Raw genomic sequence first — 25,326 nt, 5'->3', positions numbered from 1 at the left:
CTTTCCCCTCCTCCTATTCGGGTCTACGCTTGTTCCCACAGTGGACCATTCCTGGCCTACGCGACGGTAGCCGTTGCGCCCCTGAAATTTCTTGTCCACTTGATCAGCTTTCTATTTTTGATTTTGTCCCTACGCCAAACATGGAAAGGGCGCAGAATCTGGCGTGGAACGCATTGATCCAGGTCAGCCATTGCGTTGCAATGGCCCCTCGCTTTCTACATACTTGCGACCGATTTTACCTATAAAAAAACCTAAACCGTGGAACCTTAGAATGAGCACAGCAATCAGTCCGACTGCTTATAACTATAAGGTAGTCCGCCAGTTCGCCATCATGACGGTGGTCTGGGGGATCCTTGGCATGGGGCTCGGGGTGTTCATCGCCTCGCAACTGGTTTGGCCGCAATTGAATTTCGACCTGCCCTGGACGACCTTCGGCCGCCTGCGCCCGCTGCACACCAACCTGGTGATCTTCGCCTTCGGCGGATGTGCACTGTTTGCCACCTCCTACTATGTCGTGCAGCGCACCTGCCAGACGCGACTGATCTCCGATGGCCTTGCCGCCTTCACCTTCTGGGGCTGGCAGGCGGTCATCGTCGGCGCCATCATCAGCCTGCCCCTGGGCTACACCACCACCAAGGAATACGCCGAGCTGGAATGGCCGATCGCCATTTTGCTTGCAATCGTGTGGGTGACCTACGGCCTGGTGTTCTTCGGCACCATCGTCAAGCGCAAGACCAAGCACATCTACGTGGGCAACTGGTTCTACGGCGCCTTTATCGTGGTCACGGCGATGTTGCACATCGTCAACCACGCCTCCCTGCCGGTGAACCTGTTCAAGTCCTATTCGGCCTATTCCGGCGCAACGGACGCGATGATCCAGTGGTGGTACGGCCACAACGCCGTAGGCTTCTTCCTCACCACCGGTTTCCTGGGGATGATGTACTACTTCGTGCCCAAGCAGGCCGAGCGTCCGATCTACTCGTATCGCCTGTCCATCGTGCACTTCTGGGCGCTGATCACCCTGTACATCTGGGCCGGCCCTCACCACTTGCACTACACCGCTTTGCCGGATTGGGCACAGTCTCTGGGCATGGCGATGTCGATCATCCTGCTGGCACCAAGCTGGGGCGGCATGATCAACGGCATGATGACCCTCTCGGGCGCCTGGCATAAGCTGCGCACCGACCCGATCCTGCGGTTTTTGGTGGTGTCCCTGGCGTTCTACGGCATGTCGACCTTCGAAGGGCCGATGATGGCGATCAAGACCGTCAACTCGCTGTCCCACTACACCGACTGGACCATCGGCCACGTACACGCCGGGGCGCTGGGCTGGGTCGCGATGATCTCCATCGGCGCGCTGTACCACATGATCCCCAAACTGTTCGGCCGCGTGCAGATGCACAGCGTCGGGCTGATCAATGCGCACTTCTGGCTGGCCACTATCGGCACCGTGCTCTACATCGCCTCGATGTGGGTCAACGGCATCACCCAGGGCTTGATGTGGCGTGCGATCAACGATGACGGCACCCTCACCTACTCCTTCGTCGAAGCGCTGCAAGCCAGCCACCCGGGCTTTATCGTACGTGCCCTGGGCGGTGCGTTCTTTGCCAGCGGCATGCTGTTGATGGCCTACAACGTCTGGCGCACCGTGCGTGCCAGCGACCCTGTTGAAGCCGAAGCCGCCACCAAGATCGCCGTTGTGGGAGCTCACTGATGAAGCATGAAGTAGTCGAGAAGAACATCGGCCTGCTGGCCTTCTTCATGGTTATCGCCGTGAGCATCGGCGGCCTGACCCAAATCGTCCCGCTGTTTTTCCAGGACGTGACCAACAAGCCGGTCGAAGGCATGAAGCCACGCACCGCCCTTGAACTGGAAGGCCGCGACGTCTACATCGCCAACGGTTGCGTGGGCTGCCACTCGCAGATGATCCGCCCCTTCCGCGCCGAAACCGAACGCTACGGCCACTACTCGGTCGCCGGTGAAAGCGTGTGGGACCACCCGTTCCTGTGGGGTTCCAAGCGTACCGGCCCGGACCTGGCCCGTGTGGGCGGGCGTTACTCCGATGACTGGCAGCGTGCGCACCTGTACAACCCGCGCAACGTTGTGCCGGAGTCGAAAATGCCGGCGTACCCGTTCCTCGTGGAAAACAAGCTCGACGGCAAGGACACCGCGAAGAAGATGGAAGTCTTGCGCACCCTGGGCGTGCCGTACACCGACGAAGACATCGCCGGTGCGGCCGCCGCCGTGAAGGGCAAGACCGAAATGGACGCATTGGTGGCCTACCTGCAAGGCCTTGGCACCATCATCAAAAGCAAACGGTGACCTTCATGGATATCGGGATGATTCGTGGCCTGGGCACCGTTGTGGTGATGGTGGCCTTTATCGGCCTGGCGTTGTGGGTGTTCAGCCCACGGCGCAAGTCGGAGTTTGACGACGCGACCCTGTTGCCCTTCGCAGATGACCCCGAGGCCATCAAGCACGTCGAGCAAGCTTCTAGGAGTAACAAAGAATGACTACGTTCTGGAGTCTGTACGTCACAGTCCTCAGTCTGGGTACCATCTTCGCCCTGACCTGGCTGCTGCTGTCGACCCGCAAGGGCCAGCGCACCGAGCAGACGGACGAGACCGTCGGCCACTCGTTCGACGGCATCGAGGAGTACGACAACCCGCTGCCCAAGTGGTGGTTCATGCTGTTTGTCGGCACCATCGTCTTCGCCCTTGGTTACCTGGTGCTCTACCCAGGCCTGGGCAACTGGAAGGGCCTGCTGCCAGGCTACAACTACCTCGACAACGACAAGCAAACCCCCTTCGCCAACGGCCAGACCGGCTGGACCGGCGTGCACGAATGGGAAAAGGAAATGGCCAGGTCGGAAGCCAAGTTCGGGCCGATCTTCGCCAAGTTCGCGTCGATGCCGATTGAAGAAGTCGCCAAGGACCCACAAGCCTTGAAGATGGGCGGCCGCCTGTTTGCCTCCAACTGCTCGGTGTGCCATGGCTCCGACGCCAAGGGCGCCTACGGCTTCCCCAACCTGACCGACGCCGACTGGCGCTGGGGTGGCGAACCCAACACCATCAAGGAAACCATCATGAAGGGCCGGCACGCGGTGATGCCAGGCTGGGCTGAAGTCATCGGCGAGCAGGGCGTAGCCGACGTAGCAGCCTTTGTGGTGACCAACCTCGACGGCCGCAAACTGCCGGAAGGCGCCAAGGCCGATGTGGCCAACGGTGAGAAACTCTTCGCCGCCAACTGCGTGGCCTGCCACGGCCCGGCCGGTAAAGGCACCCCAGCCATGGGCGCGCCCGACCTGACGCATCCGGGTGCGTTCATCTACGGTTCAAGCTTCGCGCAACTGCAGCAGACCATCCGTTATGGCCGCCAGGGCCAGATGCCGGCGCAGGAGCAGTTGCAGGGCAATGACAAGGTGCATTTGCTTGCGGCGTATGTGTATAGCTTGTCTCATGGGGATAAGAAGGCTGAGGAGCAGTAAGACCTCTGAATCAATAATGGAGCCCCGCGCAGCGAATGCTGGCGGGGCTTTTTTGTTCTAGCTCCGAACCTTTCAAAGCCAAATCTACCGTTCGTAGCCTCAACCTTGCCGCGCGCACTCGCCAGGTAGTAACGTAACTACATTCAGCCCAGCGAAGGGGGACCTACCCCATGACCATCACGACCATTTCCAGCCGCGAATTCAACCAAGACACAAGTGGTGCCAAAAAAGCCGCCCGTAAAGGGCCGGTTTTTATCACTGATCGCGGCAAGCCTGCCCATGTACTGCTAAGCATTGAGGACTACCAGAAGCTGACAGGTCTGAATGCCGACATCGTTGACCTGTTGGTGATGCCGGAAGCGGCCGATATCGACTTCGAAACCGAACGTGCCGTGATCATTCATCGACCCGTGGACTTTTCTTGATGTATCTACTCGACACGAATGTGATCTCTGAACTGCGTAAACCTCAGGCTGATGCAAATGTCGTGGCATGGGCAAAAAGTGTGGTAGCCCCACGTATGTTTATTTCGGCGATCACGCTGAAGGAATTGGAAACCGGAGTCCTGCGCATTGAGCGGCGAGACCCGGCGCAGGGGAAAGTGTTGAGAGCCTGGCTCAAGCGTCATGTGATGCCCGCCTTTGATGCCAGAATCCTGCCCGTCGATGCAGCAGTCGCGTTGCGTTGCGCGCACTTGCATGTACCCGACCGAGCCAACGAAAGCGATTCATTGATTGCCGCGACCGCGCTGGTTCATGGGCTTACCGTCGTCACGCGTAACATCAGCGACTTCAAATCCAGCGGCGTTGCACTGATCAATCCATGGGACGAATGACCGGCTTACCGATAAAAACCGTCCATACTTGCCAAGTCAATTGATCCAGGTCACGTACACCATCAATTGATTTCCCCCAACGCGACCAAAGGTCGCACCCTTTGCGCACCATCGGGGGCGTATCATTAGGCCACTGCAACACCCTTAATTTGACCCCGGTTGGCACGTACTGGCCGAGGCAAATCTCCACCGCCGTGGGATGCAATGATGAGCGACCAGATACCGGTACATGACGTTACCCCGCCTGCCAAGACCGTCGACCTCTACGCTTCGCGTGAGAAGATTTATACCCGCGCCTTCACCGGTTTATTCCGCAACCTGCGCATGCTCGGTGGTGCCGCTCTGTTCCTGCTCTACTTCGGCACCGTGTGGCTGAACTGGGGCGGTCACCAGGCGGTATGGTGGAACCTGCCGGAGCGTAAGTTCTTTATTTTCGGTGCAACGTTCTGGCCCCAGGATTTCATCCTGCTGTCGGGCATTCTCATTGTGGCGGCATTTGGCCTGTTCTTTATCACCGTGTACGCCGGGCGCGTGTGGTGCGGCTATACCTGCCCGCAAAGCGTGTGGACCTGGATCTTCATGTGGTGTGAAAAGGTCACCGAAGGCGACCGCAACCAGCGCATCAAGCTCGACAAGGCGCCGATGAGCGCCAACAAGTTCCTGCGCAAGTTCAGCAAGCACAGCCTGTGGCTGCTGATCGGCTTTGCCACCGGCATCACCTTCGTCGGCTACTTCTCGCCGATCCGCGAACTGGTATTCGATTTCTTCACTGGCCAGGCCGATGGCTGGTCGTATTTCTGGGTGGGTTTCTTCACCCTCGCCACCTACGGCAACGCAGGCTGGCTGCGCGAGCAGGTGTGTATCTACATGTGCCCCTATGCACGCTTCCAGAGCGTGATGTTCGACAAGGACACCTTGATCGTGTCCTACGACCCGCGCCGTGGCGAAGTGCGTGGGCCACGTAAAAAGGGTACCGACTACAAGGCCCAAGGCCTGGGCGATTGCATCGACTGCACGATGTGCGTGCAGGTGTGCCCTACCGGTATCGATATCCGCGACGGGCTGCAAATCGAATGCATCGGCTGCGCCGCCTGTATCGATGCCTGCGACAACATCATGGACAAGATGGAGTACCCACGCGGCCTGATCAGCTACACCACCGAACACAACCTGTCGGGGCAGAAAACCCATAAGCTGCGCCCGCGCCTGATCGGTTACGCCCTGGTGTTGCTGGCGATGATCAGCCTGTTGGTGGCCGCCTTCTTCATGCGCTCGCTGGTGGGTTTCGACGTCAGCAAGGACCGCGTGCTGTATCGCGAGAACGCCGAAGGACGCATCGAAAACGTCTACAGCCTGAAGATCATGAACAAAGACCAGCGCGACCACACCTACGTGCTCGACGCCGCTGGCCTACCCGACCTCAAACTGCAAGGCCGGCGCGAAATCAAAGTGGCCGCCGGCGATATCGTCAGCATGCCAGTGGAGTTGTCGAGTGCGCCGGAGCAGTTGCCGTCGAGCACCAACGAGGTGACCTTCATCCTCGAAGACGCCGATGACACCAGCGTCCATATTGAAGCCAAGAGCCGATTCATCGGCCCACAAGTCCGTTAACAGGGAACATACGCATGCCCGCAACTACTGCCGCCAGCCCTTGGTACAAGCACCTCTGGCCCTGGATCATCATCGCGATTCTGGCCTGTTCGGTGACCCTGACCTTGTCCATGGTGACCATCGCAGTTAACAACCCGGACAACCTGGTCAACGACAACTACTACGAGGCCGGCAAGGGCATCAACCGTTCCCTGGACCGCGAGCGCCTGGCCCAGACCCTGCAACTGCGCGGCAAGCTGCACCTGGATGAACTGACCGGCGAGGTCGAGCTGCAACTGACTGGCTACAGCAATCCAAATACCCTGGAGCTGAACCTGATCTCCCCGACCCAGCCAGAGAAGGATCGCAAGATCAACCTCACCCGCAGCGACAGCGAGCCCGGCCGCTACATCGGCCAGGTCACCGACAAGGTCGAAGGTCGCCGTTTCGTGGAACTGCTTGGCGTGGAAGGCGGCAACACCTGGCGCCTGTTCGAAGAAGAAGAGGTCAGCCACGACAAGGACTTGCTGCTGGGTGACGAACCGTTGCAGGGCGCTGAAGACCTGAAAAAATAAACAGCCTGCGCTCCGCGCTTCGCGAGCAAGCCCGCTCGATACCCTGTGGGAGCGGGCTTGCCCGCGAAGAGGCCCTCCCAGCCACCAAAGACCTCGAACCATGACCACCCCCTGCTACCACTGCGCCCTACCCGTCCCCTCCGGCAGCCGGTTCACCGCCCAGATCCTGGGCGAGCGCCGTGAACTCTGCTGCCCGGGCTGCCAGGCCGTGGCCGAGGCGATAGTGGCCGGCGGGCTGGAAAGCTATTACCAACACCGCAGCGAAGCCTCGGCCAACCCCGAGGCGCTGCCCGTGCAGTTGGTGGACGAACTGGCGCTGTACGACCGCGCCGATGTACAAAAACCCTTTGTGCGCCATCAAGGCGACCTGGCCGAAACCACCCTGCTGATGGAAGGCATCAGTTGCGCCGCCTGCGGCTGGTTGATCGAGAAACACCTGCGCAGCCTGCCTGCCGTGGCCGAAGCGCGACTGAACCTCTCCAACCATCGCCTGCACGTGCGCTGGGCCGATGGGCAATTGCCGTTGAGCCAACTGCTCAGCGAGCTGCGCCATATCGGTTACGCCGCCCACCCTTACCAGGCCGACCGCGCCGCCGAACAATTGGCCAGCGAGAATCGCCTGGCCCTGCGACAGCTGGGGGTCGCTGGGCTACTGTGGTTCCAGGCCATGATGGCAACCATGGCCACCTGGCCGGAATTCAATATCGACCTGAGCCCGGAATTGCACGTCATCCTGCGCTGGCTGGCGATGTTTCTGACCACGCCCATCGTGTTCTACAGCTGCGCGCCCTTCTTCAAAGGCGCCCTGCGTGACCTGCGCACACGCCACCTGACCATGGACGTCTCGGTGTCCCTGGCGATTGGCGGCGCGTACCTGGCCGGCATCTGGACCGCGATCACTGGCGTGGGCGAGTTGTATTTCGATGCCGTGGGCATGTTTGCCCTGTTCCTGCTGGCCGGGCGCTACCTTGAGCGCCGCGCCCGGGAACGCACCGCCGCAGCCACCGCCCAACTGGTCAACCTGTTGCCCGCCTCCTGCCTACGACTCAAAGACGATGGCCAGAGCGAGCGCATCCTGCTCAGCGAATTGGCGCTGGGTGATCGGGTGCTGGTGCATCCCGGTTCGGTGCTGCCGGCGGATGGCGTGATTCTCGACGGCCAATCCAGCATCGATGAATCCCTGCTGACCGGCGAGTACCTGCCGCAACCTCGGCGCACGGGTGACAACGTCACGGCCGGCACGCTGAATGTCGAAGGCGCGCTCACCGTCCAAGTGCGCGCCCTGGGGCATGACACGCGCTTGTCCGCCATCGTGCGCCTGCTGGAGCGCGCCCAGGCCGAGAAGCCGCGCCTGGCGCAGATCGCCGACCGCGCTGCGCAGTGGTTCTTGTTGTGCTCGCTGATCGCCGCCGCACTGATCGGCCTGCTGTGGTGGGAGCTGGACCCGTCGCGGGCGTTCTGGATTGTGCTGGCGATGCTGGTGGCGACCTGCCCGTGCGCGCTGTCCCTGGCCACTCCCACCGCCCTCACCGCCGCCACCGGCACCTTGCACAGTCTTGGCCTGTTGCTGACCCGCGGCCATGTGCTCGAGGGCCTGAACCAGATTGATACGGTGATTTTCGACAAGACCGGCACCCTCACCGAAGGGCGCCTGGCGTTGCGCGCCATCCGCCCCCTGGGCACGCTGGACAGCGACCAATGCCTGGGCCTGGCCGCCGCCCTGGAGAACCGCTCCGAACACCCGATTGCCCGTGCCTTCGGCCGTGCGCCGCTGGCCGCCGATGAAGTGTTGAGCACGCCAGGCCTGGGCCTGGAAGGTCGCGTGGGCGAACGTCTGCTGCGCATCGGCCAACCGGGTTTTGTCTGTGAACTCAGCGACTGCGCGATTCCCGCCTCACCGGACGAAGCCGGGCAATGGCTGCTGCTGGGGGACCGCAGCGGAGCGCTGGCCTGGTTCGTACTGGATGACCGTCTGCGCAGCGACGCACCCGCCTTGCTCGCCGCATGCAAGGCGCGGGGCTGGCGCACGCTGCTGCTTTCCGGCGACAGTTCGCCGATGGTGGCCAGTGTCGCCTCTGAGCTGGGTATCGACGAAGCCCACGGCAGCCTGCGCCCTGACGACAAGCTGCAGGTGCTGCAAACCCTGCACAAGGAAGGTCGCAAAGTGCTGATGCTGGGCGATGGGGTCAATGATGTACCGGTGCTGGCCGCCGCTGATATCAGCGTGGCGATGGGCTCGGCCACGGACCTGGCGAAAACCAGCGCCGATGCGGTGCTGTTGTCCAACCGCCTGGATGCGCTGGTACAGGCCTTCAGCCTGGCGCGGCGTACTCGCCGAGTGATCATCGAGAACCTGTTGTGGGCCGGATTGTACAATGGGCTTATGCTGCCGTTTGCCGCCCTGGGTTGGATCACTCCAATCTGGGCGGCGATCGGCATGTCCCTCAGTTCGTTGACCGTGGTGCTCAACGCGTTGCGCCTCACTCGCCTGCCGAGTGCGCAAGCCCCGGGTACCGCCCCAGTAACCCGCCCGCTGCCGGCCTGAGCCGCGCGGGCATGGAGTACAGATGCCAGCTCTCTATGTGATGATTCCGGCGGCACTGCTGTTAGTGGGTGTGGCCATCTACATCTTCTTCTGGGCCGTGGACAGCGGCCAATACGAAGACCTCGATGGCCCGGCCCACAGCGTGCTGTTCGACGACCAGGACCCGAACCACCTGGCCGCCATCGACGAAGCCAACAGGCCCGAGCAAGCGCCCAAAGAGCCCCCTCATGCTTGAGCTGGCGCCCTTGCTGGTCTCGGCGCTGATCCTCGGCCTGCTCGGCGGCGGCCATTGCCTGGGCATGTGCGGCGGCCTGATGGGCGCGCTGACCCTGGCGATCCCCAAGGAACAACGCAGCCGCCGTTTTCGCCTGCTGTTGGCGTACAACCTGGGGCGCATCCTCAGCTATGCCACGGCCGGTTTATTGATCGGCCTGGCCGGCTGGGCGGTGGCCAACAGCCCGGCGGCGATGTTTATGCGTGTGCTGGCCGGGGTGCTGCTGATCTGCATGGGCCTGTACCTGGCCGGCTGGTGGAGCGGCCTCACCCGTATCGAGAGCCTGGGGCGTGGCCTGTGGCGGCATCTGCAGCCGGTGGCCAACCGTTTGCTGCCGGTGTCCAGCCTGCCGCGAGCCTTGCTGCTGGGCGCGCTGTGGGGATGGCTGCCGTGCGGGCTCGTCTACAGCAGCCTGCTATGGGCGGCGAGCCAGGGCAATGCGCTGGACAGTGCCTTGCTGATGCTGGCGTTCGGGCTGGGCACCTGGCCGGTGCTGTTGGCCACCGGGCTGGCCGCCGAACGCGTGACTGCGTTGTTGCGAAAGCGCAGCGTGCGGGTGGCCGGCGGCGTGCTGGTGATGATTTTCGGCCTCTGGACCTTGCCCGGCCCCCATCAGCACTGGCTAATGGGGCATTAACAGGCCCTGTGGCATAGCGCCGCTCCCCGTTGATGCAAATCAAGATGCCCGCACCGCCCTGCCCCTAGACTCGGCCCACTAGCCAATCCGGGGGACCGCCCGCATGCTCGACGCCATTCGTTGGGACACAGATCTGATTCACCGCTACGACTTGGCGGGGCCGCGCTACACGTCCTACCCCACCGCCGTACAATTTGACAGCCAGGTCGGCACCTTCGACCTGCTCCACGCCCTGCGTGACAGCCGCAAGGCCGTGCGGCCACTGTCGCTGTATGTGCATGTGCCTTTCTGCGCCAACATTTGCTACTACTGCGCGTGCAACAAGGTGATCACCAAGGACCGTGGCCGCGCCCAGGCCTACCTGCAGCGCCTGGAGCAGGAAATCCAATTGGTGGCCTGCCACCTCGACCCGCAGCAGCCCGTGGAGCAACTGCATTTGGGCGGCGGTACGCCAACCTTTCTCAGCCACGATGAACTGCGCCAGGTGATGAAATGCCTGCGCCAGCATTTCAATTTGCTGGATGACGATTCGGGCGACTACGGCATCGAAATCGACCCGCGCGAAGCCGACTGGGCCACCATGGGCCTGCTACGCGAACTGGGCTTCAACCGCGTGAGCATTGGGTTGCAAGACCTCGACCCCGAGGTGCAACGGGCGGTCAATCGCCTGCAAAGCCTGGAAGAAACCCGCGCCGTGATCGATGCAGCGCGCACCTTGCAATTTCGCTCGATCAATATCGACCTGATCTACGGCCTGCCCAAGCAATCGCCGTTGAACTTTGCGCGCACCGTGGAAGAAGTCATCCGCCTGCAGCCTGACCGCCTGTCCGTGTTCAATTACGCGCACCTGCCGGAACGCTTCATGCCCCAACGGCGGATCAACACCGACGACCTGCCCTCGCCGGCAGAAAAACTGCTGATGCTGCAAACCACCATCGAACAACTGACCCAGGCCGGTTACCGCTACATCGGCATGGACCACTTTGCGCTGCCGGACGACGAACTGGCGGTGGCCCAGGAAGAAGGCACGCTGCAGCGCAATTTCCAGGGTTACACCACCCACGGGCACTGCGACCTGATTGGGCTGGGGGTGTCGGCGATCAGCCAGATCGGCGACCTGTATTGCCAGAACAGCAGTGACCTGAACCAGTATCAGAATGCCTTGGCGGGCGCGCAACTGGCGACCAGCCGCGGTTTGGTCTGCACCACGGATGATCGCTTGCGCCGGGACGTGATCCAGCAGTTGATCTGCAATTTCAGCCTGGCATTCGAGGGGATCGAACAGGCGTACAACATCGATTTTCGCGGCTATTTCGCCGAGTTATGGCCACAGTTGGAAACAATGGCTGACGATGGCTTGATCGAACTCGACGCCCATGGCATTCGCGTGCTGCCGGCCGGGCGCTTGCTGGTGCGCTCGGTGTGCATGGTGTTCGATGCCTACCTGGAGCACCAGAACAGGCAGCGGTTTTCGCGGGTAATTTGATTACATCGACAGAGAGGCAGCTTTCATCGAGTCCTCGGCACTCATGCCTTTCATCGCCTTGGCCAGCGATGTCTGAGCCGACATCAGGCCAGCCTGCAGCGAGCTGATTTCACTCTGCAGCGCGCTGGTCCTGGCACGCGCCTCTTCAGGGGAAAGATTATTGTCCGCGGCCAACGCCGCCAGTTCGGCCTGTTTTTCGGCGATCTGTTGTTTCAATTGACGGATCATTTTCAATACCTGTTTGACATTGTCCTCCAGGCCACTGTCATCGATATCTGCATTGCTGCTCTGCACAGCCCCTGCGGCTTTGAATGCCGCAGCGGAAATAGTCACCGTCACACCTTCCACGACCTTGGTTTCAGCGGACTTTTCAGGGGCAGGACCTTCGTCCTTGAGCGCAGTAACCGGATTTGCGTCAGGCACAACAGGGACGCGGATAGCCGGGTTGTAGGCAGCTATAACAGACATGATCCAAGCTCCGTCTAAAGGATGTGCTCTCTGTATCGACCTCAAGCAACAAAGCTTTATACCTGTGCAGGTTTTCTGTACACGCTGGCCTCGCTGCCCCCCAGTGCGTTACCCTTACGTCTTATGTGTGTTTTCCCACAAGGATTTAAGAAATGTCCGAGCCAGTCAAACTGCGCGCTCACAGCCAGGCCCATTGCAAGGATTGCAGCCTGGCACCCCTCTGCCTGCCACTTTCGTTGAATCTGGAAGACATGGATGCGCTGGACGACATCGTCAAACGCGGCCGCCCGCTGAAAAAAGGTGAGTTTCTGTTTCGCCAGGGCGACAAGTTTGATTCCGTCTATGCAGTACGTTCGGGCGCGCTGAAAACCTTCAGCCTCAGCGATGGCGGCGAAGAGCAAATCACCGGTTTCCACCTGCCCAGCGAGTTGGTTGGGCTGTCGGGGATGGACACCGAGATTCACCCGGTGTCGGCCCAGGCCCTGGAAACCACGTCGGTGTGCGAAATCCCTTTCGAGCGCCTGGATGAGTTGGCCCTGCAACTGCCGCAATTGCGCCGCCAGTTGATGCGCGTGATGAGCCGCGAGATTCGTGACGACCAGCAAATGATGCTGCTGCTGTCGAAGAAAACCGCCGACGAGCGCATCGCCACATTCCTGGTCAACCTGTCGGCGCGCTTCCGTGCCCGTGGGTTCTCGGCCAACCAGTTCCGCCTGAGCATGTCGCGCAATGAGATCGGTAATTACCTGGGCCTGGCAGTGGAGACCGTGTCCCGCGTGTTTACCCGTTTCCAGCAGAACCAGTTGATTGCCGCAGAAGGTAAAGAGGTGCATATCCTCGACCCGATCCAGCTGTGTGCATTGGCTGGCGGTTCCCTGGAGGTCTGATCCAGACTGCGGCCGCGCCAATCGGCGAGGCCGCAGGTATACTTCGAGTCCGTTTTCCGCCCAGGACTCCTCGACGATGACCTTTGATTCGTTCGACATCAAATCCCTGATTCGCCCCGTCATCGACTTCCCCAAGCCTGGGGTGATCTTCCGTGACATCACGCCGCTGTTCCAATCGCCCCGCGCCCTGCGCCTGGTGGCCGACAGCTTTGCCCAACGCTATGTCGAAGCCGACTTCACCCATATCGGTGCAATGGATGCCCGTGGCTTCCTGATCGGCTCGATCATCGCCTACCAGCTCAACAAGCCGCTGATCCTGTTTCGCAAGCAAGGCAAGCTGCCGGCAGACGTGCTGGCCGAGGGTTACCAGACCGAGTACGGCGAGGCCTTCCTGGAAGTGCACGCTGACAGCCTGTGCGAAGGTGATTCGGTGCTGATGTTCGATGACCTGATCGCTACCGGCGGCACCCTGATAGCGGCGGCGAACCTGGTGCGGCGCATGGGGGCAAAGATCTTTGAAGCGGCGGCGATTATCGATTTGCCGGAGCTGGGTGGTTCGCAGCGGTTGGCAGACATGGGGATTCCGACGTTTTGTCTGACCCAGTTTGGGCTGACCGAAAGATAAGGGTCGTCAGTACTGCCGCCTTCGCGGGCAAGCCCGGCTCCCACAATGGAATGCATTCCCCTGTGGGAGCCGGGCTTGCCCGCGATGAGGCCCGAAAGTACACCCCGGTTTACAACCCCATTTGCTTACTGATGATTTCATTCATCACTTCACGCGTCCCGCCACCAATCGACAGAATGCGGTTATCGCGATACAGCCGCTCCACCAGGCTGCCACGCATATACCCCTGCCCGCCCAGTATCTGCACCGCGTCATACGTCACCCGATCGGCGGTATCGGTGGCGAGGTTCTTGGCCATGGAAATCTCCTTGATCACGCTCTTGCCGGCGGCCATCTTCGCGGCCTGGCGATAGGTGAACTCGCGGGAAACTTCCACGGCGGTAGCCATTTCCGCCAGGCGATGCTTGAGCACCTGGAATTTGCCGATGGGTTTGCCGAATGCTTCGCGCTGGGCGGCCCACTGGAGGCTTTCTTCCAGGGCCAGTTGCGCGGTCATGTTGGCCATCAGCGCCAAGGCCAGGCGCTCGCTCTGGAAGTTGCCCATGATGCAGGCAAAGCCCATGTTCTCGACGCCGACAAGATTGCCCACGGGCACGCGGCAATCGTCGAAGAACAACTCGGCGGTGTCCGACGCCCACCAGCCCATCTTCTTCAGCGGCTGGCCGACGGTAAAACCCGGGGTGTCTTTTTCGATCAGCAGCAGGCTGATGCCGCCAAAGCCCGGCCCGCCCGTGCGCACGGCCACGGTGTAGAAGTCAGCGCGAATGCCACTGGTGATAAAGGTCTTGGCGCCGCTCACGCGGTAATGCTCGCCCTCACGTACGGCACGGGTTTGCAGGTTGGCTACATCTGAGCCGCCGCTGGGTTCGGTGACCGCCAGGGCGATGATCTTCTCGCCGGCCAGCACCAGGGGCGCTATGCGTTCACGCACGTCGGGCCGGGCCCATTTGACGATGGGCGGCAGGCCGATATCCAGGGAGCCGAGCCCTGCCACCACGCCACCAGAGCCGCAGCGCATCAGCTCTTCGCTGGCGGCGACCTTGGCGAACAGATCGCCTTCGTGGCTGCCCCCCAACGCTTCGGGGTAACCAATCCCCAGGATGCCCGCCGCACCAGCCTTGAGGTAGAGCTCGCGAGGAAAGCTTTGCGCCTCCTCCCACTGCTCGATGCCGGGCAATATCTCACGCTCGACGAAGCGGCGCACGCTGTCGCGGACCAATTGGTGACTGGGATCGAAGTATTCCTGATAGGCAGACATCGGCAAGCTCCATGGCGGGATGGAGCGAACTTACCAAGCGCTTGCTTGGTTATCAAGCCGAATACCTTTTTGCCGTCACACAAAACCAATGTGGGAGCCGGGCTTGCCCGCGATGCCAGCGCCTCGGTCTTTCAGTTACACCGTGGTGATGCTATCGCAGGCAAGCCAGCTCCCACATTGGGACTGCAGTGAGTTTTAGAGGGCGATGGGTTTGCGGCCTGCGAACGAGTGCGCCAAGGTACCGCCATCCACCAGCTCCAGCTCCCCTCCCAACGGCACGCCATGGGCAATCCGCGAGGTGATCAAGCCTTTGTTGGTCAGCAGTTGGGCGATGTAGTGCGCCGTGGCTTCACCTTCCACCGTCGGGTTGGTCGCCAGGATCACTTCAGTGAAGGTGCCCTGCTCTTGGATCCGCGCCACCAATTGTGGAATACCGATGGCTTCCGGCCCCAGGCCATCGAGCGGCGACAGGTGGCCCTTGAGCACAAAGTAACGCCCGCGATAACCGGTCTGCTCAACGGCGTATACATCCATCGGCCCTTCCACCACGCACAGCAACGTGTCGTCGCGACGCGGGTCGGCGCATTGTGGGCAGAGTTCTTCTTCGGTAAGGGTGCGGCACTGGCGGCAGTGGCCCACGCCTTCCATGGCCTGGCTCAGAGCCTGGGCCAGGCGAGTGCCGCCGCTGCGATCACGCTCCAGCAGTTGCAGCGCCATGCGCTGGGCAGTTTTCTGGCCGACACCGGGCAAAGTGCGCAAGGCGTCGATCAGTTGGCGAATCAGGGGGCTGAAGCTCATGGGCGAAGGGTCCGACAAAACAACGAGACGCGGTTTATACCCGCGCCCCGGATTAGCGTCAAATACTCAATCCTGCGCGACGCGCACCACCAACTTGCCGAAGTTGCGCCCTTCGAGCAGGCCGATAAAGGCTTCGGGCGCCTGCTCCAGGCCATCGACCACGTCCTCGCGGAACTTGATCTTGCCCTCGCGCACCCAAGGCGCCATGGCGCTGAGGAACTCCGGCTGGCGGTCGCCATAGTCGTCGAACACGATAAAGCCCTGGATGCGCACCCGCTTGGTCAGCAAGGTGCGTTGCAGCGCCGGCAAACGGTCAGGGCCGCTGGGCGCTTCATGGGCGTTATAGCCGGCGATCAACCCGCACAGCGGCACGCGCGCTTTGGGGTTGAGCAGAGGCAGCACGGCATCGAAGACTTTACCGCCAACGTTTTCGAAGTAAATGTCCACGCCCTTGAAGCAGGCCAGGGCCAGCTCATGGGCGAAATCTTCGCTCTTGTGGTCGATACAGGCGTCAAAGCCCAACTCTTCCACCACATAGCGGCACTTGTCAGCCCCACCGGCAATGCCCACCACGCGCAAGCCCTTGAGCTTGGCCACCTGACCCACCACCGACCCCACCGCGCCCGACGCAGCCGCCACCACCAGGGTTTCCCCGGCCTTGGGTTGGCCGATATCCATCAGGCCCATATAGGCCGTCATGCCCGGCATACCCAGTACGCCCAGGGCCATCGACGGACTCGGCAGGCCCTTGGGCAGCGGGATCAGGTTATGACCTTCGCAAATGCAGTGACTTTGCCAGCCGGTGGCGCCGACCACCAGGTCGCCCACTTCGAATTTCGGGTTGCGCGATTGCTCGACGCGGCTAACCGCTCCGCCGGTCATCACCTCGTCGATTTCCACTGGGGCAGCGTAGGACGGCGCGTCACTCATGCGTCCACGCATGTAGGGGTCCAAAGACAGATACAGGGTCTTGAGCAGCACCTGACCGTCTGCCAGGTCCGGCAGGCTTACACGTTCCAGGCGAAAGTTTTCCGGCGTGGGTGCGCCTTGAGGGCGTGAGACCAGAACGATGCGTTGGTTGAGCGTCAATTCTTGAGGCATCAGCGGGGCTCCTTATATCGGTGAGGGGGTACACGGTATAGGGTGCAGACCATGGATGAAGACTCGGGGTTCGATGTTTCGACCGCGCAAAAAAAATGCCAGGCGCGATGCCTGGCATTTGAGTCTAGCTAAAGCGTGTGTCAGAACGGCAGTTTCATGCCCGGTGGCAGTTGCATGCCCGCGGTCACGCCGGACATTTTGTCCTGGCTGTTGGCTTCGATCTTGCGCACAGCGTCATTGACAGCTGCGGCGAACAGCGCTTCGAGCATTTCCAGGTCATCTTCACCCACGCCCGGCAATACGCTTGGGTCGATGCTGACACGCTTGATGTCGTGACGACCGGTCATCACCACGCTGACCATATCGCCACCGGCTTTACCGGTGACTTCGGCGTTGGCCAGCTCTTCCTGCATCTTGGCCATTTTTTCCTGCATCTGCTGCGCCTGCTTCATCAGGCCGGCCATGCCACCTTTCATCATGGGAATCACCTCAAAAGTACGTGGATCAATGAGTAGCCCGGCGTCATGACGCTTGGGACACCGGGGCTTCGACAGGTTCAATAGTATCGTGGCGGACGACCGCACCGAACTGTTGCATCATTTGTTGGATAAGCGGATCTGCGTGGATCGAATCCTCGGCCTCGCGCTGGCGGTTAAGGCGCCGACGGGTCGCGGCCTGGGCCGGAGTTTCCTGCTCGGGCTTGATCAGTTCGATGGCGATGGTCAGCGTGCGCCCATGGTACTGGTTGAGCGCATCGTTGAGCCGGCGCTGCTGGGTCGCATTGAACAAGGCGCTATGGGCCGGGTCCAGGTGCAGCAGCCAGTGGTCGCCTTCGATGGCAATCAGGGTGCAGTTGGCGGCGATACTGCCGGTCATGCCGGAGATCGGCAATTTCGGAAACAATTCCAGCCATTGCAGGGCCAGGCCGGTAGCCGGGGCCGCGGCAGGTTCTGCCTCGGGCTCGGGCGCAGGTTCGGCGGTGTGCTCGCTGGCCAAGTCGTCCAGGTAGCTGTAGGCCGAATCCATGTCCGGCTCGATGTAGTCTTCGTCCAGCGGCGGTTCGTCGTCCAGGTCAATGCCTGGGGTAGCCGCATCAACCTGGGCAACCGTCGGCTCAGGAACCGGGGCCGATACCCACTCAGGGGCATCCGGCACCACGCTGTCCGGTGTCGGCGCGGGCATCGGCGTCAGCTCGGGTTGCTCGCCGGTGGTTTCCAGCACGGGTTCTACAGCAGGCTGTTGCTCGGGCTCAACTTGCGCTTCGACCGGGTCATTCCAGGGCAAGTCGACCACGGGCGCGGGCTCGACCACCGGCGCTACGGCAACCGGAGCAGGCTCGGGCTCAGGTGCCGGCGCAACCGGCTCCGGCACGGCAACTACTGGCGCAACAACGGCCGCGCCAGCCACGGGTTTGGCGGAATCAACTGTGGCCTGGCTGATCCCCACTGGCTTTAGCGGCTGTCTCGGCGCGTCTGCCGAATCTGCTGGCCGGAACGCCAGCATGCGCAGCAGCACCATTTCAAAGCCACCCCGCGGGTCGGGCGCCAGGGGCAGGTCGCGGCGGCCGATCAGGCCCATCTGGTAGTAGAACTGCACGTCCTCGGCCGGCAAAGCCTGGGCCAGGGCCAATACGCGATCACGGTCGCCGTGGCCGTTGTCCACGCCTTCCGGCAGGGCCTGGGCAATGGCAACGCGGTGCAATACGTTGAGAATTTCAGAGAGTACGCCGTTCCAGTCCGGGCCTTGCTCCGACAGGTGGCGCACCGCTTCGAGCAACGCCTTGGCGTCACCCTCGATCAGCGCGTGCAGCACGTCGAACACCTGGCCGTGGTCCAGGGTACCGAGCATGGCGCGCACGTCGGCGGCCATGACCTTGCCTTCACCGAAGGCGATGGCCTGATCGGTGAGGCTCATGGCATCGCGCATCGAACCGTCGGCGGCGCGGCCCAGCAACCACAGTGCGTCGTCTTCGAAGGGTACGTTCTCGACGCCCAGCACATGGGTCAAATGCTCGACCACACGCTCGGGGGTCATGTTCTTCAGGGAGAACTGCAGGCACCGCGACAAAATCGTTGCCGGAAGTTTCTGCGGGTCGGTGGTGGCCAGGATGAACTTGACGTAGGGCGGCGGCTCTTCCAGGGTTTTCAACAAGGCGTTGAAGGAATGGCTGGACAGCATGTGCACTTCGTCGATCAGGTAGACCTTGAAGCGGCCACGGCTCGGCGCGTACTGCACGTTGTCCAGCAGTTCGCGGGTGTCTTCGACCTTGGTACGGCTCGCGGCGTCGATCTCGATCAGGTCGACGAAACGCCCCTCGTCGATCTCACGGCACACCGAACAGGTGCCACAAGGCGTCGAGGTGATACCGGTTTCACAATTCAGGCACTTGGCGATGATGCGCGCAATCGTGGTCTTGCCCACCCCGCGTGTACCGGTGAACAGGTAGGCGTGGTGCAGCCGTTGGCTGTCCAAGGCATTGATCAGAGCCTTGAGCACATGGGTCTGGCCGACCATTTCGCGGAACGAGCGCGGGCGCCATTTACGTGCAAGAACCTGATAACTCATCGAAAACCGTCGCAACTGGGAAGCGGAAGCCGGTAATGCTAGCGGAGCAGGGGGGAAATTGCATCCGGCACGCTCGTCTAATCTGACGAAGCCTGTTCAATTGGCCTCCCAGAGGGCACCGGCGGGCGTTCTGCCAGCACGCCTGAACACCACCGCCTTTCCAGGCTGATAGCGGCGACGCTGGCCAGCACGATCACCGCGCCCAGCATCACCTGCAGGGCAACGTGCTCGCCAAGCAGTATGGCGGCCATCAGCATCGCAACCGGTGGAATCAGGTACATCGCCACTGACGCGCGACTGACCTCGACGTGCTTCAGCACGTAACCCCAGGCCAGATAAGCCAAGGCGCTGGGGAAGATGCCCAGCACCAGCACGGCGAGATTCTCCGCCATCGGTGCCTGCACGACGGCAGCAGGCAGGCCCGGCAGGTGCACGCACAGCATCAGGGTACCGGACCACACCATGTAGCAGGCCATCGTCAACGGGCTGTAGCGCTGGGCATGATGCCGCTGGATGGCGAAGTACACACTCCATGAGCAGGCCGCCAGCAAGATCAGCAAACCTCGCGGGTTGAGCTCGCCCATGCCCTGGTCGCCCCAGATCACCACCAGTACGCCGGCCAACCCCAACAGCACGCAGCCCCACCGCCAGGCGCTGACCCGCTCCTTCAAGCAGAAAAACGCGATCAATACACTGAACAACGGCGCCGACTGTGCCAACACACTCGACGCTGCCGCCGTCACCCATTGCTGCCCATAGTTGAGACTGGTGTGGTGCAGGAACACCCCGAAAAAACCCAGCACCAGCAGCCACGGCAGGTCGCGTAACAGTGGCCGTCCAATTCCCACCACCCAGGCTACGCCGCCCATGAATACAGAGGCGATCAAAAACCGCAGCAGCGCCAATTGACCTGGGCTGTAGCTGTGCAGCCCCATGTGTACGCCGATGGGGGAATACGCCCAACAGAGGATGACGCTGGCAATGACTAGCGTAAGCTTCAGAGGTGACGGAGTATTCATCGACAGCATCCACGCAAAAGGAATGCTGCCAGTCTTGGCCCAGGCAAGGCATAGGACAATTAAGCGTTTCTGACTTCTGAAATCATTGGAACTGAGCAATGGAACTGGCCCAACTGAAAATGGTGCGAGCCGTGGCGCAAACCGGCAGCGTGGCCCAGGCTGCGCTGCAATTGCACTGCGTGCCGTCCAACATCACCACGCGCATCAAGCAGCTGGAAAGCGAGTTGGGCACGCCGCTGTTTATCCGTGCTGGCCGAGGGCTGGCGATCAGCGCAGCGGGAGAGATCTTCCTGGATTACTGCGAACGTATCCTGGCCTTGGTGGATGAATCCAAACGCGCCGTGGATGCCAACGCCATTCCCCGTGGCACCTTGCGCATCGGTGCGGTGGAGTCCAGTGCCAGCGGGCGCTTGCCGCCGCTGCTGGCGGAATACCACCGGCGTTATCCCGATGTCAGCCTGGAACTGGTCACCGGTGCCTGGGCGCAATTGCTGGACGACCTGCAGCACCACCGCCTGGATGTGGCGCTGGTGGCAGCCGGCGGCAAACGCACGAAGCTGGAACAGAGCGTGGTCTACAGCGAACGCCTGGTGCTGATCGCCAGCGCGTGCAGCGCCCCCATCAACAGCGCCGAGGACTTGGCCGGCCGTACATTGCTGGTATGGCCGCCGGGCTGTCCTTATCGCGCCGCCCTGGAAAACTGGCTCAAGCCCCATGACGTCAAGCCAGCGATTGCCAGCTATGCCAGTTGGGGCACGATCATCGGATGCGTCAGTGCGGGGATTGGCGTGGCGTTGGCACCCGAGGGGATCCTGGCGCGCTATGAGCAGGCCAATCAGTTGGCGTCGTATCGCTTTGAAGCGCTGGCGCCCGTGGACAACCTGTTGTTCTGGCACACGGACACCCAGCGGCACCTGGCGCGAGATGCATTTGCCGGGCTACTGCGCGAGACCTTCGGCTGACGTGCCCTAATCCTAATGTAGGAGCGAGCTTGCTCGCGAAAAACTCACAGGCGCCGCGTCTATTCAGAAAGCACGCGTTATCGTTGACGTTTTTCGCGAGCAAGCTCGCTCCTACAATTCAGGGCTTCGGCGCAGCCAACCGTGCGTACTGGCCCTGGCTGATCCAGCCTGTGAACGAACGGTCGTCAGCGTTGATAAATTCCACCTGCGCCCAGCCGTCCTTGAACGCCAGTACGCCCACCACATCATGTTTGACGATGTAGGGACGCTTGGTCACTTTGGCGCCCGGCGTTTTCAGCAGGTAAGCCTTGTCGGCAGACACCGTCACCAAACCGATCCATTGTTTGCTGGCGGTCTGGCTCAGCTCCAGGCCCGTGGCGATTTCCGGCATCAGCACATTGATGCAGCCAGGGTGTTGGCGGCCCTGCGCCACGGTCAGGGTCACCCCGTCGGGCGCCGCGGCCAAACTGCCTGGGTAGGCAGCGTCCCGCCAGGTGGTGAGCGCTTCGGGCTTGCCTTGCAGGTAGAACGTGCAACCACGGGCCACACCCTCGCCCATCGATTCCTGATAGAACCCCTCGACCTGATGCCCAGGCGTCACCGCCAGCATCAGCCCTTCATATTTACCTGAATGCAACGCCGCCGAGCCGGCCAACGCGGGCGCCACGGCGCACCACGACAACACTCCCATCGCCAGATAACGAATCATCTTATTTCTTCCCTTCAAAGGCTTCGTAGGCTTGTTTCATCAGGACGTCATAGTTGCCGTAATCGTCGCCATTATAGTTTCGGGCCATGGCGGTAAAATCCTTGTTTTTCATCGCGCTCAACAAGGCCGAGTTGTGGCTGCAAAGGCTGAGATAGGCCTTGAGTTGATTACCGGCATTGACCTTCAATGACGCCACGAACTCAAACACCGTCTTGAACCCGCACGCCGCAAAATTGAACCCCATGATTTGAAACATGCCCCAGGAGGCCGACATCAAGGCCGCTTCCTGGTCCAGCGCAAAGGCAGTGGCCATGGTCTCCCAGGCCTTGACCTGATCCTTGTTGTTCGTCTGCCATTGCGCGCCGGCTTTTTTCTTGTAGACATACGACAGCAGCGGCTGCGACTGGTCGTAGATGTGCTTGGTGTACTTGCGAAAGTGGTGCCCTTCAAAGGCGATGATCGGCAACTTGGCCGGCCCAAAACCCACCTTCCCGCCCGACTCCACCGTGGCGAACGCCTTGACCACATTCACCGAAATACCGTTGCCCAATTGCTTGGCGGCATTCTGGAAATCCGTATCGCTCAAGGTCGTCCCGCCGTCGCAGGTGGACTGCATCATCAACTGCCGGTTACGCCGCTCGGCCTCGATCACCGCACGCACACGGTCCAGGTACACATTGACCGTGGCCTGTACCGCATCGATGTTGTTATTGCCGAAAATGTTGAGAAACGTCGGAATGCGCGTGTTAGGAAAAGCCCGCACCGGCACCTTCAGCGCCTCTTCGATCAGACTGTTGAACGTGCGCCCGGTGGGGTCGATCACGCCATCGGGATGGGCGTACTTGAGATGGCGAAACTGATACTGGCTGATGCACTGCACCAACTGGCCGTCGCACTTGCCGTTTTCCAGCAAGGCAAACCCCATCTTGGGAATGATCAAATTGAATAGATACTGGATGCACTGAACATCGGCGGGCAAGTTGCGGGCTTTGCCGGGCGTCCCTACCGGAGCACTGATAAGACGAGGCAACCCTTGCAGGCTTTTCATGACAGACATCCTTGTGAGTGAAAGAAGCGATAGCACTTCAATATCAAATCCATGCCCTTGTCATACTCTGAAACAAGTGGCCGGCGCAAGCTAACAAGGCGGTCTGCGGGTTGTCCAGAGGGCGTTATGAAAGTTGTGAAACAGCCGGATTAAATCGCTCAGTAACCGTGGGATTCACGGGTCTTTTGATACTTGTGGTAGTCGAGCCACTCGACCACATCGTAGGGCAGGTACAACTGCACCCTGGCCCGTGAAATCGCGATATACACCGCGCAGAGTCGTTGATCGAATGCATAGGCGTCCTGGAACTTCACATTGGTCAACAGTTCCGGGGTGAGCAGTACCCGGTCGAACTCCATGCCGCCCGCGTCCTGCGCCAGCATCAGCAGGACGCGCTCGTCCGGATGGCCGCTCAGCCGATTCAAACGCGTGACATCCGCCACGTTGAAGCCTTTTTCCAGCTCAGCCTCGACCCACACAAACGCCTCGTCGAACTGGCAGGCTTCGCGCACCTGCTGCCAATCGGCCATGTCGCTGAAAAACGGATGGGGCCCGAGGTCATTGAACTCATTGCTATAGAAATCGGGTTTGAACAACGCGATGACCGTGTCCATGAAGTGCTTGAGCGACTGCTGGGCATCTTTGCTCGCCAGGCCGAACGCACAACGGGCGTGGCTCAGTTGGATCGCCCACTGCATGGTGTCCCAAGGGGACGCGGTCAACACCACGCAACCTTGCGGGGGTACGAAACCCTGCGGATAAAACTCAATACCCACGTCGGCATCGCGGGCGCCTTCGAAAAGCGTTTTGGTTTTTTCCGAGTGTAAGCTGATCAATGGGTTGACCAGGCGCTCGACATTGCGCCCGGAACGCACGGAGTAGCACACGTCGGTATGGCGAACCTCACGGGCGCGCTTGACCACGCCGCCACTGGCCTGCTGATACTCATCCCCCAAGGTGATCAGCACCTGGCGGCCGCGCTCGATGATTTGCAGCAGCGGCGCCGGGATGTCCTGGCTCTCATCGATCAGCACATGGGTATAGCGCTCGGGCACCACGCAGCCTGCCAGGCTGGCGCGTTTGATCATCAACAAGGCTTCAAACCCGGTGTGGCGGCCCCAGGCCGGGTTCGCCTCAAGGTAGCCCCACAACCGGCTGGAATATTCGAGCAGCACCCTGGCATCGACCCCGGCGAGCGGTTGCTTGAAATGCGGCAAATGCTGGGCCGACAGGCTGTACTCCCAAGAGCAGCAGTAGGCCTCAAGTACCTTGAGGCACACCTCCACCACCGCCTGCCCTTCCAGGCGGCGAAAACCAAAGATATTCAATTCTTGAGCGAGCGCCTGCTTGGTCGGCACCCTCGCCGGTGTATTCAGCGGCTGTAACCTGGGGCCATGCAACAGGGCATGGGCAAAGCCCTGGAAGGTATGCCCGGCCTTACGCTCGCGCACACCCACCATGCGGGCACGCAGGGTTTCGAGTTTTGCCGGAGTACGCGCCAGCAACAAGGTCTTTTCCGGGCGCAGGTGCTCCAGCAAGGCCACCAGCAGGTGACTCTTGCCAATGCCGGCGTAGCCTTGCACATGCAGGTCTTCGTTCAGATTGGCGCGGAAGGTTCTGAGCAGCTTGTCCTGCTCGGCGCTCAACCAGCGCTCGCGGTGCCTGGGCGTGATCACCTGCTGGCTGAACGGGTCATTGGCCTTGAGGTGGCGGACTTTATACTCGACGTCCCATTTGCCACTGGGCAACAGATAGTCCCGCGCCTGTACTTCCTCCTCCAGCAGAAAGCGCAGCTTCAAGCTTTTGACCACATTGAGGCCGAAGTACAGCTTCCTCTGATCGAACAGCCGCTGTGCTTCAGAGAGCAGGGACACACTGGCCGAATGGCTGGCCTCTACTGCCCAGTCAATCAGCTTGGCCAACACTTTTTCAGCACCATTGGCGCTCAGGTCGCTTTCCGGCACCTGCGCCAGGTTCTGGATCACCAACACCGCCGCCAACTGCGGCTCACTCAGGGCTACAAGCGCATCGCAACCCTCGCTGCCCAACAAACCCGCACAGGTTTGCTCGGTGATCGGCAAGAAAACAGGGCTGGATAAGTCGAAATGTTCCGAGTGCATAGAGCCTCGTAGCCAGGGGGGAAGAGACGCTTGGGAGTATGCCACTAGATGCGAAATGACCGTCATGCACTGTGCAATAAGCATCACAGATGACTGGCTGAATACTAACTTGAGTTTTAGAAGGGACTGCAGAAGGGAGCGTTATGGAGGCAACCCCACCAGCCACACCCCGGCACACAATGTTCCCGCTGTGGCTGCTGCCTTCCGGCTCTGACCAGGTTCACGGGTAATCGTTGCGGGGGGACCGATGGGGTCACCATAACGACGCTGCCTCTCGGCAAGCCGCGCTATTGTACCCATCTCATCGGAAGTTACAACCGTTGGTTCCGGATTAAAA

General features: G+C 61.1%; 25 protein-coding genes and 1 other RNA gene. 15 read left to right on the top strand and 11 right to left on the bottom strand.

What is annotated here, in order from left to right; translation table 11 throughout:
* Window positions 1–271 precede the first annotated feature (271 nt).
* From ccoN to hemN, 12 genes are all read left to right on the top strand, one after another.
* Window positions 272–1,714, top strand: a complete 1,443-nt coding sequence (gene ccoN / locus DK871_RS07585) for a cytochrome-c oxidase, cbb3-type subunit I (protein WP_161904563.1) — start codon at window positions 272–274, stop codon at window positions 1,712–1,714.
* Window positions 1,714–2,322, top strand: coding sequence for a cytochrome-c oxidase, cbb3-type subunit II (gene ccoO, locus DK871_RS07580; RefSeq protein ID WP_003193167.1), 609 nt, complete (start codon window positions 1,714–1,716; stop codon window positions 2,320–2,322). Before ccoN ends, ccoO begins: the two co-directional genes overlap by 1 nt.
* 5 nt (window positions 2,323–2,327) lie before the next feature.
* The gene (locus DK871_RS07575) at window positions 2,328–2,513 is read left to right on the top strand and encodes a cbb3-type cytochrome c oxidase subunit 3 (protein WP_161904562.1); all 186 of its coding nucleotides are present in this window, start codon (window positions 2,328–2,330) and stop codon (window positions 2,511–2,513) included.
* Window positions 2,510–3,487 carry a cytochrome-c oxidase, cbb3-type subunit III gene (gene ccoP, locus DK871_RS07570; protein WP_003193173.1) on the top strand — a complete coding sequence of 326 codons (978 nt, stop codon included), beginning with the start codon at window positions 2,510–2,512 and terminating at the stop codon, window positions 3,485–3,487. Before DK871_RS07575 ends, ccoP begins: the two co-directional genes overlap by 4 nt.
* A gap of 170 nt (window positions 3,488–3,657) precedes the next feature.
* A complete protein-coding gene (locus tag DK871_RS07565; protein WP_034128400.1) occupies window positions 3,658–3,912 on the top strand; it encodes a type II toxin-antitoxin system Phd/YefM family antitoxin in 255 nt (84 codons plus the stop codon).
* Window positions 3,912–4,322, top strand: a complete 411-nt coding sequence (locus tag DK871_RS07560) for a type II toxin-antitoxin system VapC family toxin (protein WP_073527185.1) — start codon at window positions 3,912–3,914, stop codon at window positions 4,320–4,322. Before DK871_RS07565 ends, DK871_RS07560 begins: the two co-directional genes overlap by 1 nt.
* A gap of 207 nt (window positions 4,323–4,529) precedes the next feature.
* Window positions 4,530–5,933, top strand: coding sequence for a cytochrome c oxidase accessory protein CcoG (ccoG, locus tag DK871_RS07555; RefSeq protein WP_161904561.1), 1,404 nt, complete (start codon window positions 4,530–4,532; stop codon window positions 5,931–5,933).
* 14 nt (window positions 5,934–5,947) lie between these two features.
* Complete coding sequence (locus tag DK871_RS07550) at window positions 5,948–6,487, top strand: FixH family protein (protein WP_014719446.1); 540 nt, start codon at window positions 5,948–5,950, stop codon at window positions 6,485–6,487.
* Window positions 6,488–6,587: 100 nt separating this feature from the next.
* Window positions 6,588–9,032: a heavy metal translocating P-type ATPase gene (locus DK871_RS07545; RefSeq protein ID WP_161904560.1), complete on the top strand. Its 2,445-nt coding sequence runs from the start codon at window positions 6,588–6,590 to the stop codon at window positions 9,030–9,032.
* A 22-nt stretch (window positions 9,033–9,054) separates the two neighbouring features.
* Window positions 9,055–9,267 carry a cbb3-type cytochrome oxidase assembly protein CcoS gene (gene ccoS, locus DK871_RS07540; RefSeq protein ID WP_161904559.1) on the top strand — a complete coding sequence of 71 codons (213 nt, stop codon included), beginning with the start codon at window positions 9,055–9,057 and terminating at the stop codon, window positions 9,265–9,267.
* Window positions 9,260–9,943: a sulfite exporter TauE/SafE family protein gene (locus DK871_RS07535; RefSeq protein WP_161904558.1), complete on the top strand. Its 684-nt coding sequence runs from the start codon at window positions 9,260–9,262 to the stop codon at window positions 9,941–9,943. Before ccoS ends, DK871_RS07535 begins: the two co-directional genes overlap by 8 nt.
* 103 nt (window positions 9,944–10,046) lie before the next feature.
* Entirely contained in the window at window positions 10,047–11,429 is a 1,383-nt protein-coding gene (gene hemN / locus DK871_RS07530) for an oxygen-independent coproporphyrinogen III oxidase (protein WP_161904557.1), read from the top strand.
* Here hemN and DK871_RS07525 read toward each other — a convergent pair whose 3' ends face one another.
* Window positions 11,430–11,897 carry a FlxA-like family protein gene (locus DK871_RS07525; RefSeq protein WP_161904556.1) on the bottom strand — a complete coding sequence of 156 codons (468 nt, stop codon included), beginning with the start codon at window positions 11,895–11,897 and terminating at the stop codon, window positions 11,430–11,432.
* Window positions 11,898–12,049: 152 nt separating this feature from the next.
* Between DK871_RS07525 and fnr the strand changes: the two genes are divergently transcribed.
* Both fnr and DK871_RS07515 read left to right on the top strand, forming a co-directional pair.
* Window positions 12,050–12,784, top strand: a complete 735-nt coding sequence (gene fnr, locus DK871_RS07520) for a fumarate/nitrate reduction transcriptional regulator Fnr (protein WP_005790290.1) — start codon at window positions 12,050–12,052, stop codon at window positions 12,782–12,784.
* A gap of 76 nt (window positions 12,785–12,860) precedes the next feature.
* Window positions 12,861–13,409 (top strand): adenine phosphoribosyltransferase, encoded by a 549-nt coding sequence (locus DK871_RS07515; RefSeq protein ID WP_003193191.1) that lies wholly within the window; start codon window positions 12,861–12,863, stop codon window positions 13,407–13,409.
* A 109-nt stretch (window positions 13,410–13,518) separates the two neighbouring features.
* Here DK871_RS07515 and DK871_RS07510 read toward each other — a convergent pair whose 3' ends face one another.
* From DK871_RS07510 to DK871_RS07485, 6 genes are all read right to left on the bottom strand, one after another.
* Window positions 13,519–14,667 (bottom strand): acyl-CoA dehydrogenase family protein, encoded by a 1,149-nt coding sequence (locus DK871_RS07510; protein ID WP_161904555.1) that lies wholly within the window; start codon window positions 14,665–14,667, stop codon window positions 13,519–13,521.
* A 195-nt stretch (window positions 14,668–14,862) separates the two neighbouring features.
* On the bottom strand, window positions 14,863–15,465 hold the full coding sequence (gene recR / locus DK871_RS07505; protein ID WP_032895829.1) for a recombination mediator RecR: 603 nt from the start codon (window positions 15,463–15,465) through the stop codon (window positions 14,863–14,865).
* A gap of 66 nt (window positions 15,466–15,531) precedes the next feature.
* Window positions 15,532–16,566: an NADP-dependent oxidoreductase gene (locus tag DK871_RS07500; RefSeq protein WP_161904554.1), complete on the bottom strand. Its 1,035-nt coding sequence runs from the start codon at window positions 16,564–16,566 to the stop codon at window positions 15,532–15,534.
* A gap of 140 nt (window positions 16,567–16,706) precedes the next feature.
* Entirely contained in the window at window positions 16,707–17,045 is a 339-nt protein-coding gene (locus DK871_RS07495) for a YbaB/EbfC family nucleoid-associated protein (protein WP_003193199.1), read from the bottom strand.
* A 43-nt stretch (window positions 17,046–17,088) separates the two neighbouring features.
* The gene (dnaX, locus tag DK871_RS07490; RefSeq protein WP_161904553.1) at window positions 17,089–19,131 is read right to left on the bottom strand and encodes a DNA polymerase III subunit gamma/tau; all 2,043 of its coding nucleotides are present in this window, start codon (window positions 19,129–19,131) and stop codon (window positions 17,089–17,091) included.
* A gap of 77 nt (window positions 19,132–19,208) precedes the next feature.
* Window positions 19,209–20,150 (bottom strand): DMT family transporter, encoded by a 942-nt coding sequence (locus DK871_RS07485; RefSeq protein ID WP_161904552.1) that lies wholly within the window; start codon window positions 20,148–20,150, stop codon window positions 19,209–19,211.
* Between the two features lie 98 nt (window positions 20,151–20,248).
* Here DK871_RS07485 and DK871_RS07480 point away from each other — a divergent pair, with 98 nt between their 5' ends.
* Window positions 20,249–21,112, top strand: a complete 864-nt coding sequence (locus DK871_RS07480; RefSeq protein WP_003193202.1) for a LysR family transcriptional regulator — start codon at window positions 20,249–20,251, stop codon at window positions 21,110–21,112.
* Window positions 21,113–21,230: 118 nt separating this feature from the next.
* Here DK871_RS07480 and DK871_RS07475 read toward each other — a convergent pair whose 3' ends face one another.
* The 4 genes from DK871_RS07475 to ffs all read right to left on the bottom strand — a co-directional run bounded on the left by DK871_RS07475 (window position 21,231) and on the right by ffs (window position 25,239).
* The gene (locus DK871_RS07475) at window positions 21,231–21,821 is read right to left on the bottom strand and encodes a hypothetical protein (RefSeq protein WP_161904551.1); all 591 of its coding nucleotides are present in this window, start codon (window positions 21,819–21,821) and stop codon (window positions 21,231–21,233) included.
* A 1-nt stretch (window position 21,822) separates the two neighbouring features.
* Window positions 21,823–22,869: an N-acetylmuramidase family protein gene (locus DK871_RS07470; RefSeq protein ID WP_161904550.1), complete on the bottom strand. Its 1,047-nt coding sequence runs from the start codon at window positions 22,867–22,869 to the stop codon at window positions 21,823–21,825.
* Window positions 22,870–23,027: 158 nt separating this feature from the next.
* The gene (locus tag DK871_RS07465) at window positions 23,028–24,989 is read right to left on the bottom strand and encodes a hypothetical protein (RefSeq protein WP_161904549.1); all 1,962 of its coding nucleotides are present in this window, start codon (window positions 24,987–24,989) and stop codon (window positions 23,028–23,030) included.
* A gap of 153 nt (window positions 24,990–25,142) precedes the next feature.
* Window positions 25,143–25,239, bottom strand: an RNA gene (ffs, locus tag DK871_RS07460) — signal recognition particle sRNA small type.
* Between the last annotated feature and the right edge of the window lie 87 nt (window positions 25,240–25,326).

Origin of the sequence: Pseudomonas sp. L13 (assembly GCF_009935965.1) — a bacterium.
GTDB lineage: Bacteria > Pseudomonadota > Gammaproteobacteria > Pseudomonadales > Pseudomonadaceae > Aquipseudomonas > Aquipseudomonas lactis.
The sequence above is the reverse complement of the archived record's forward strand: the minus strand, read 5'-3'. Positions and strand labels throughout refer to the sequence as shown.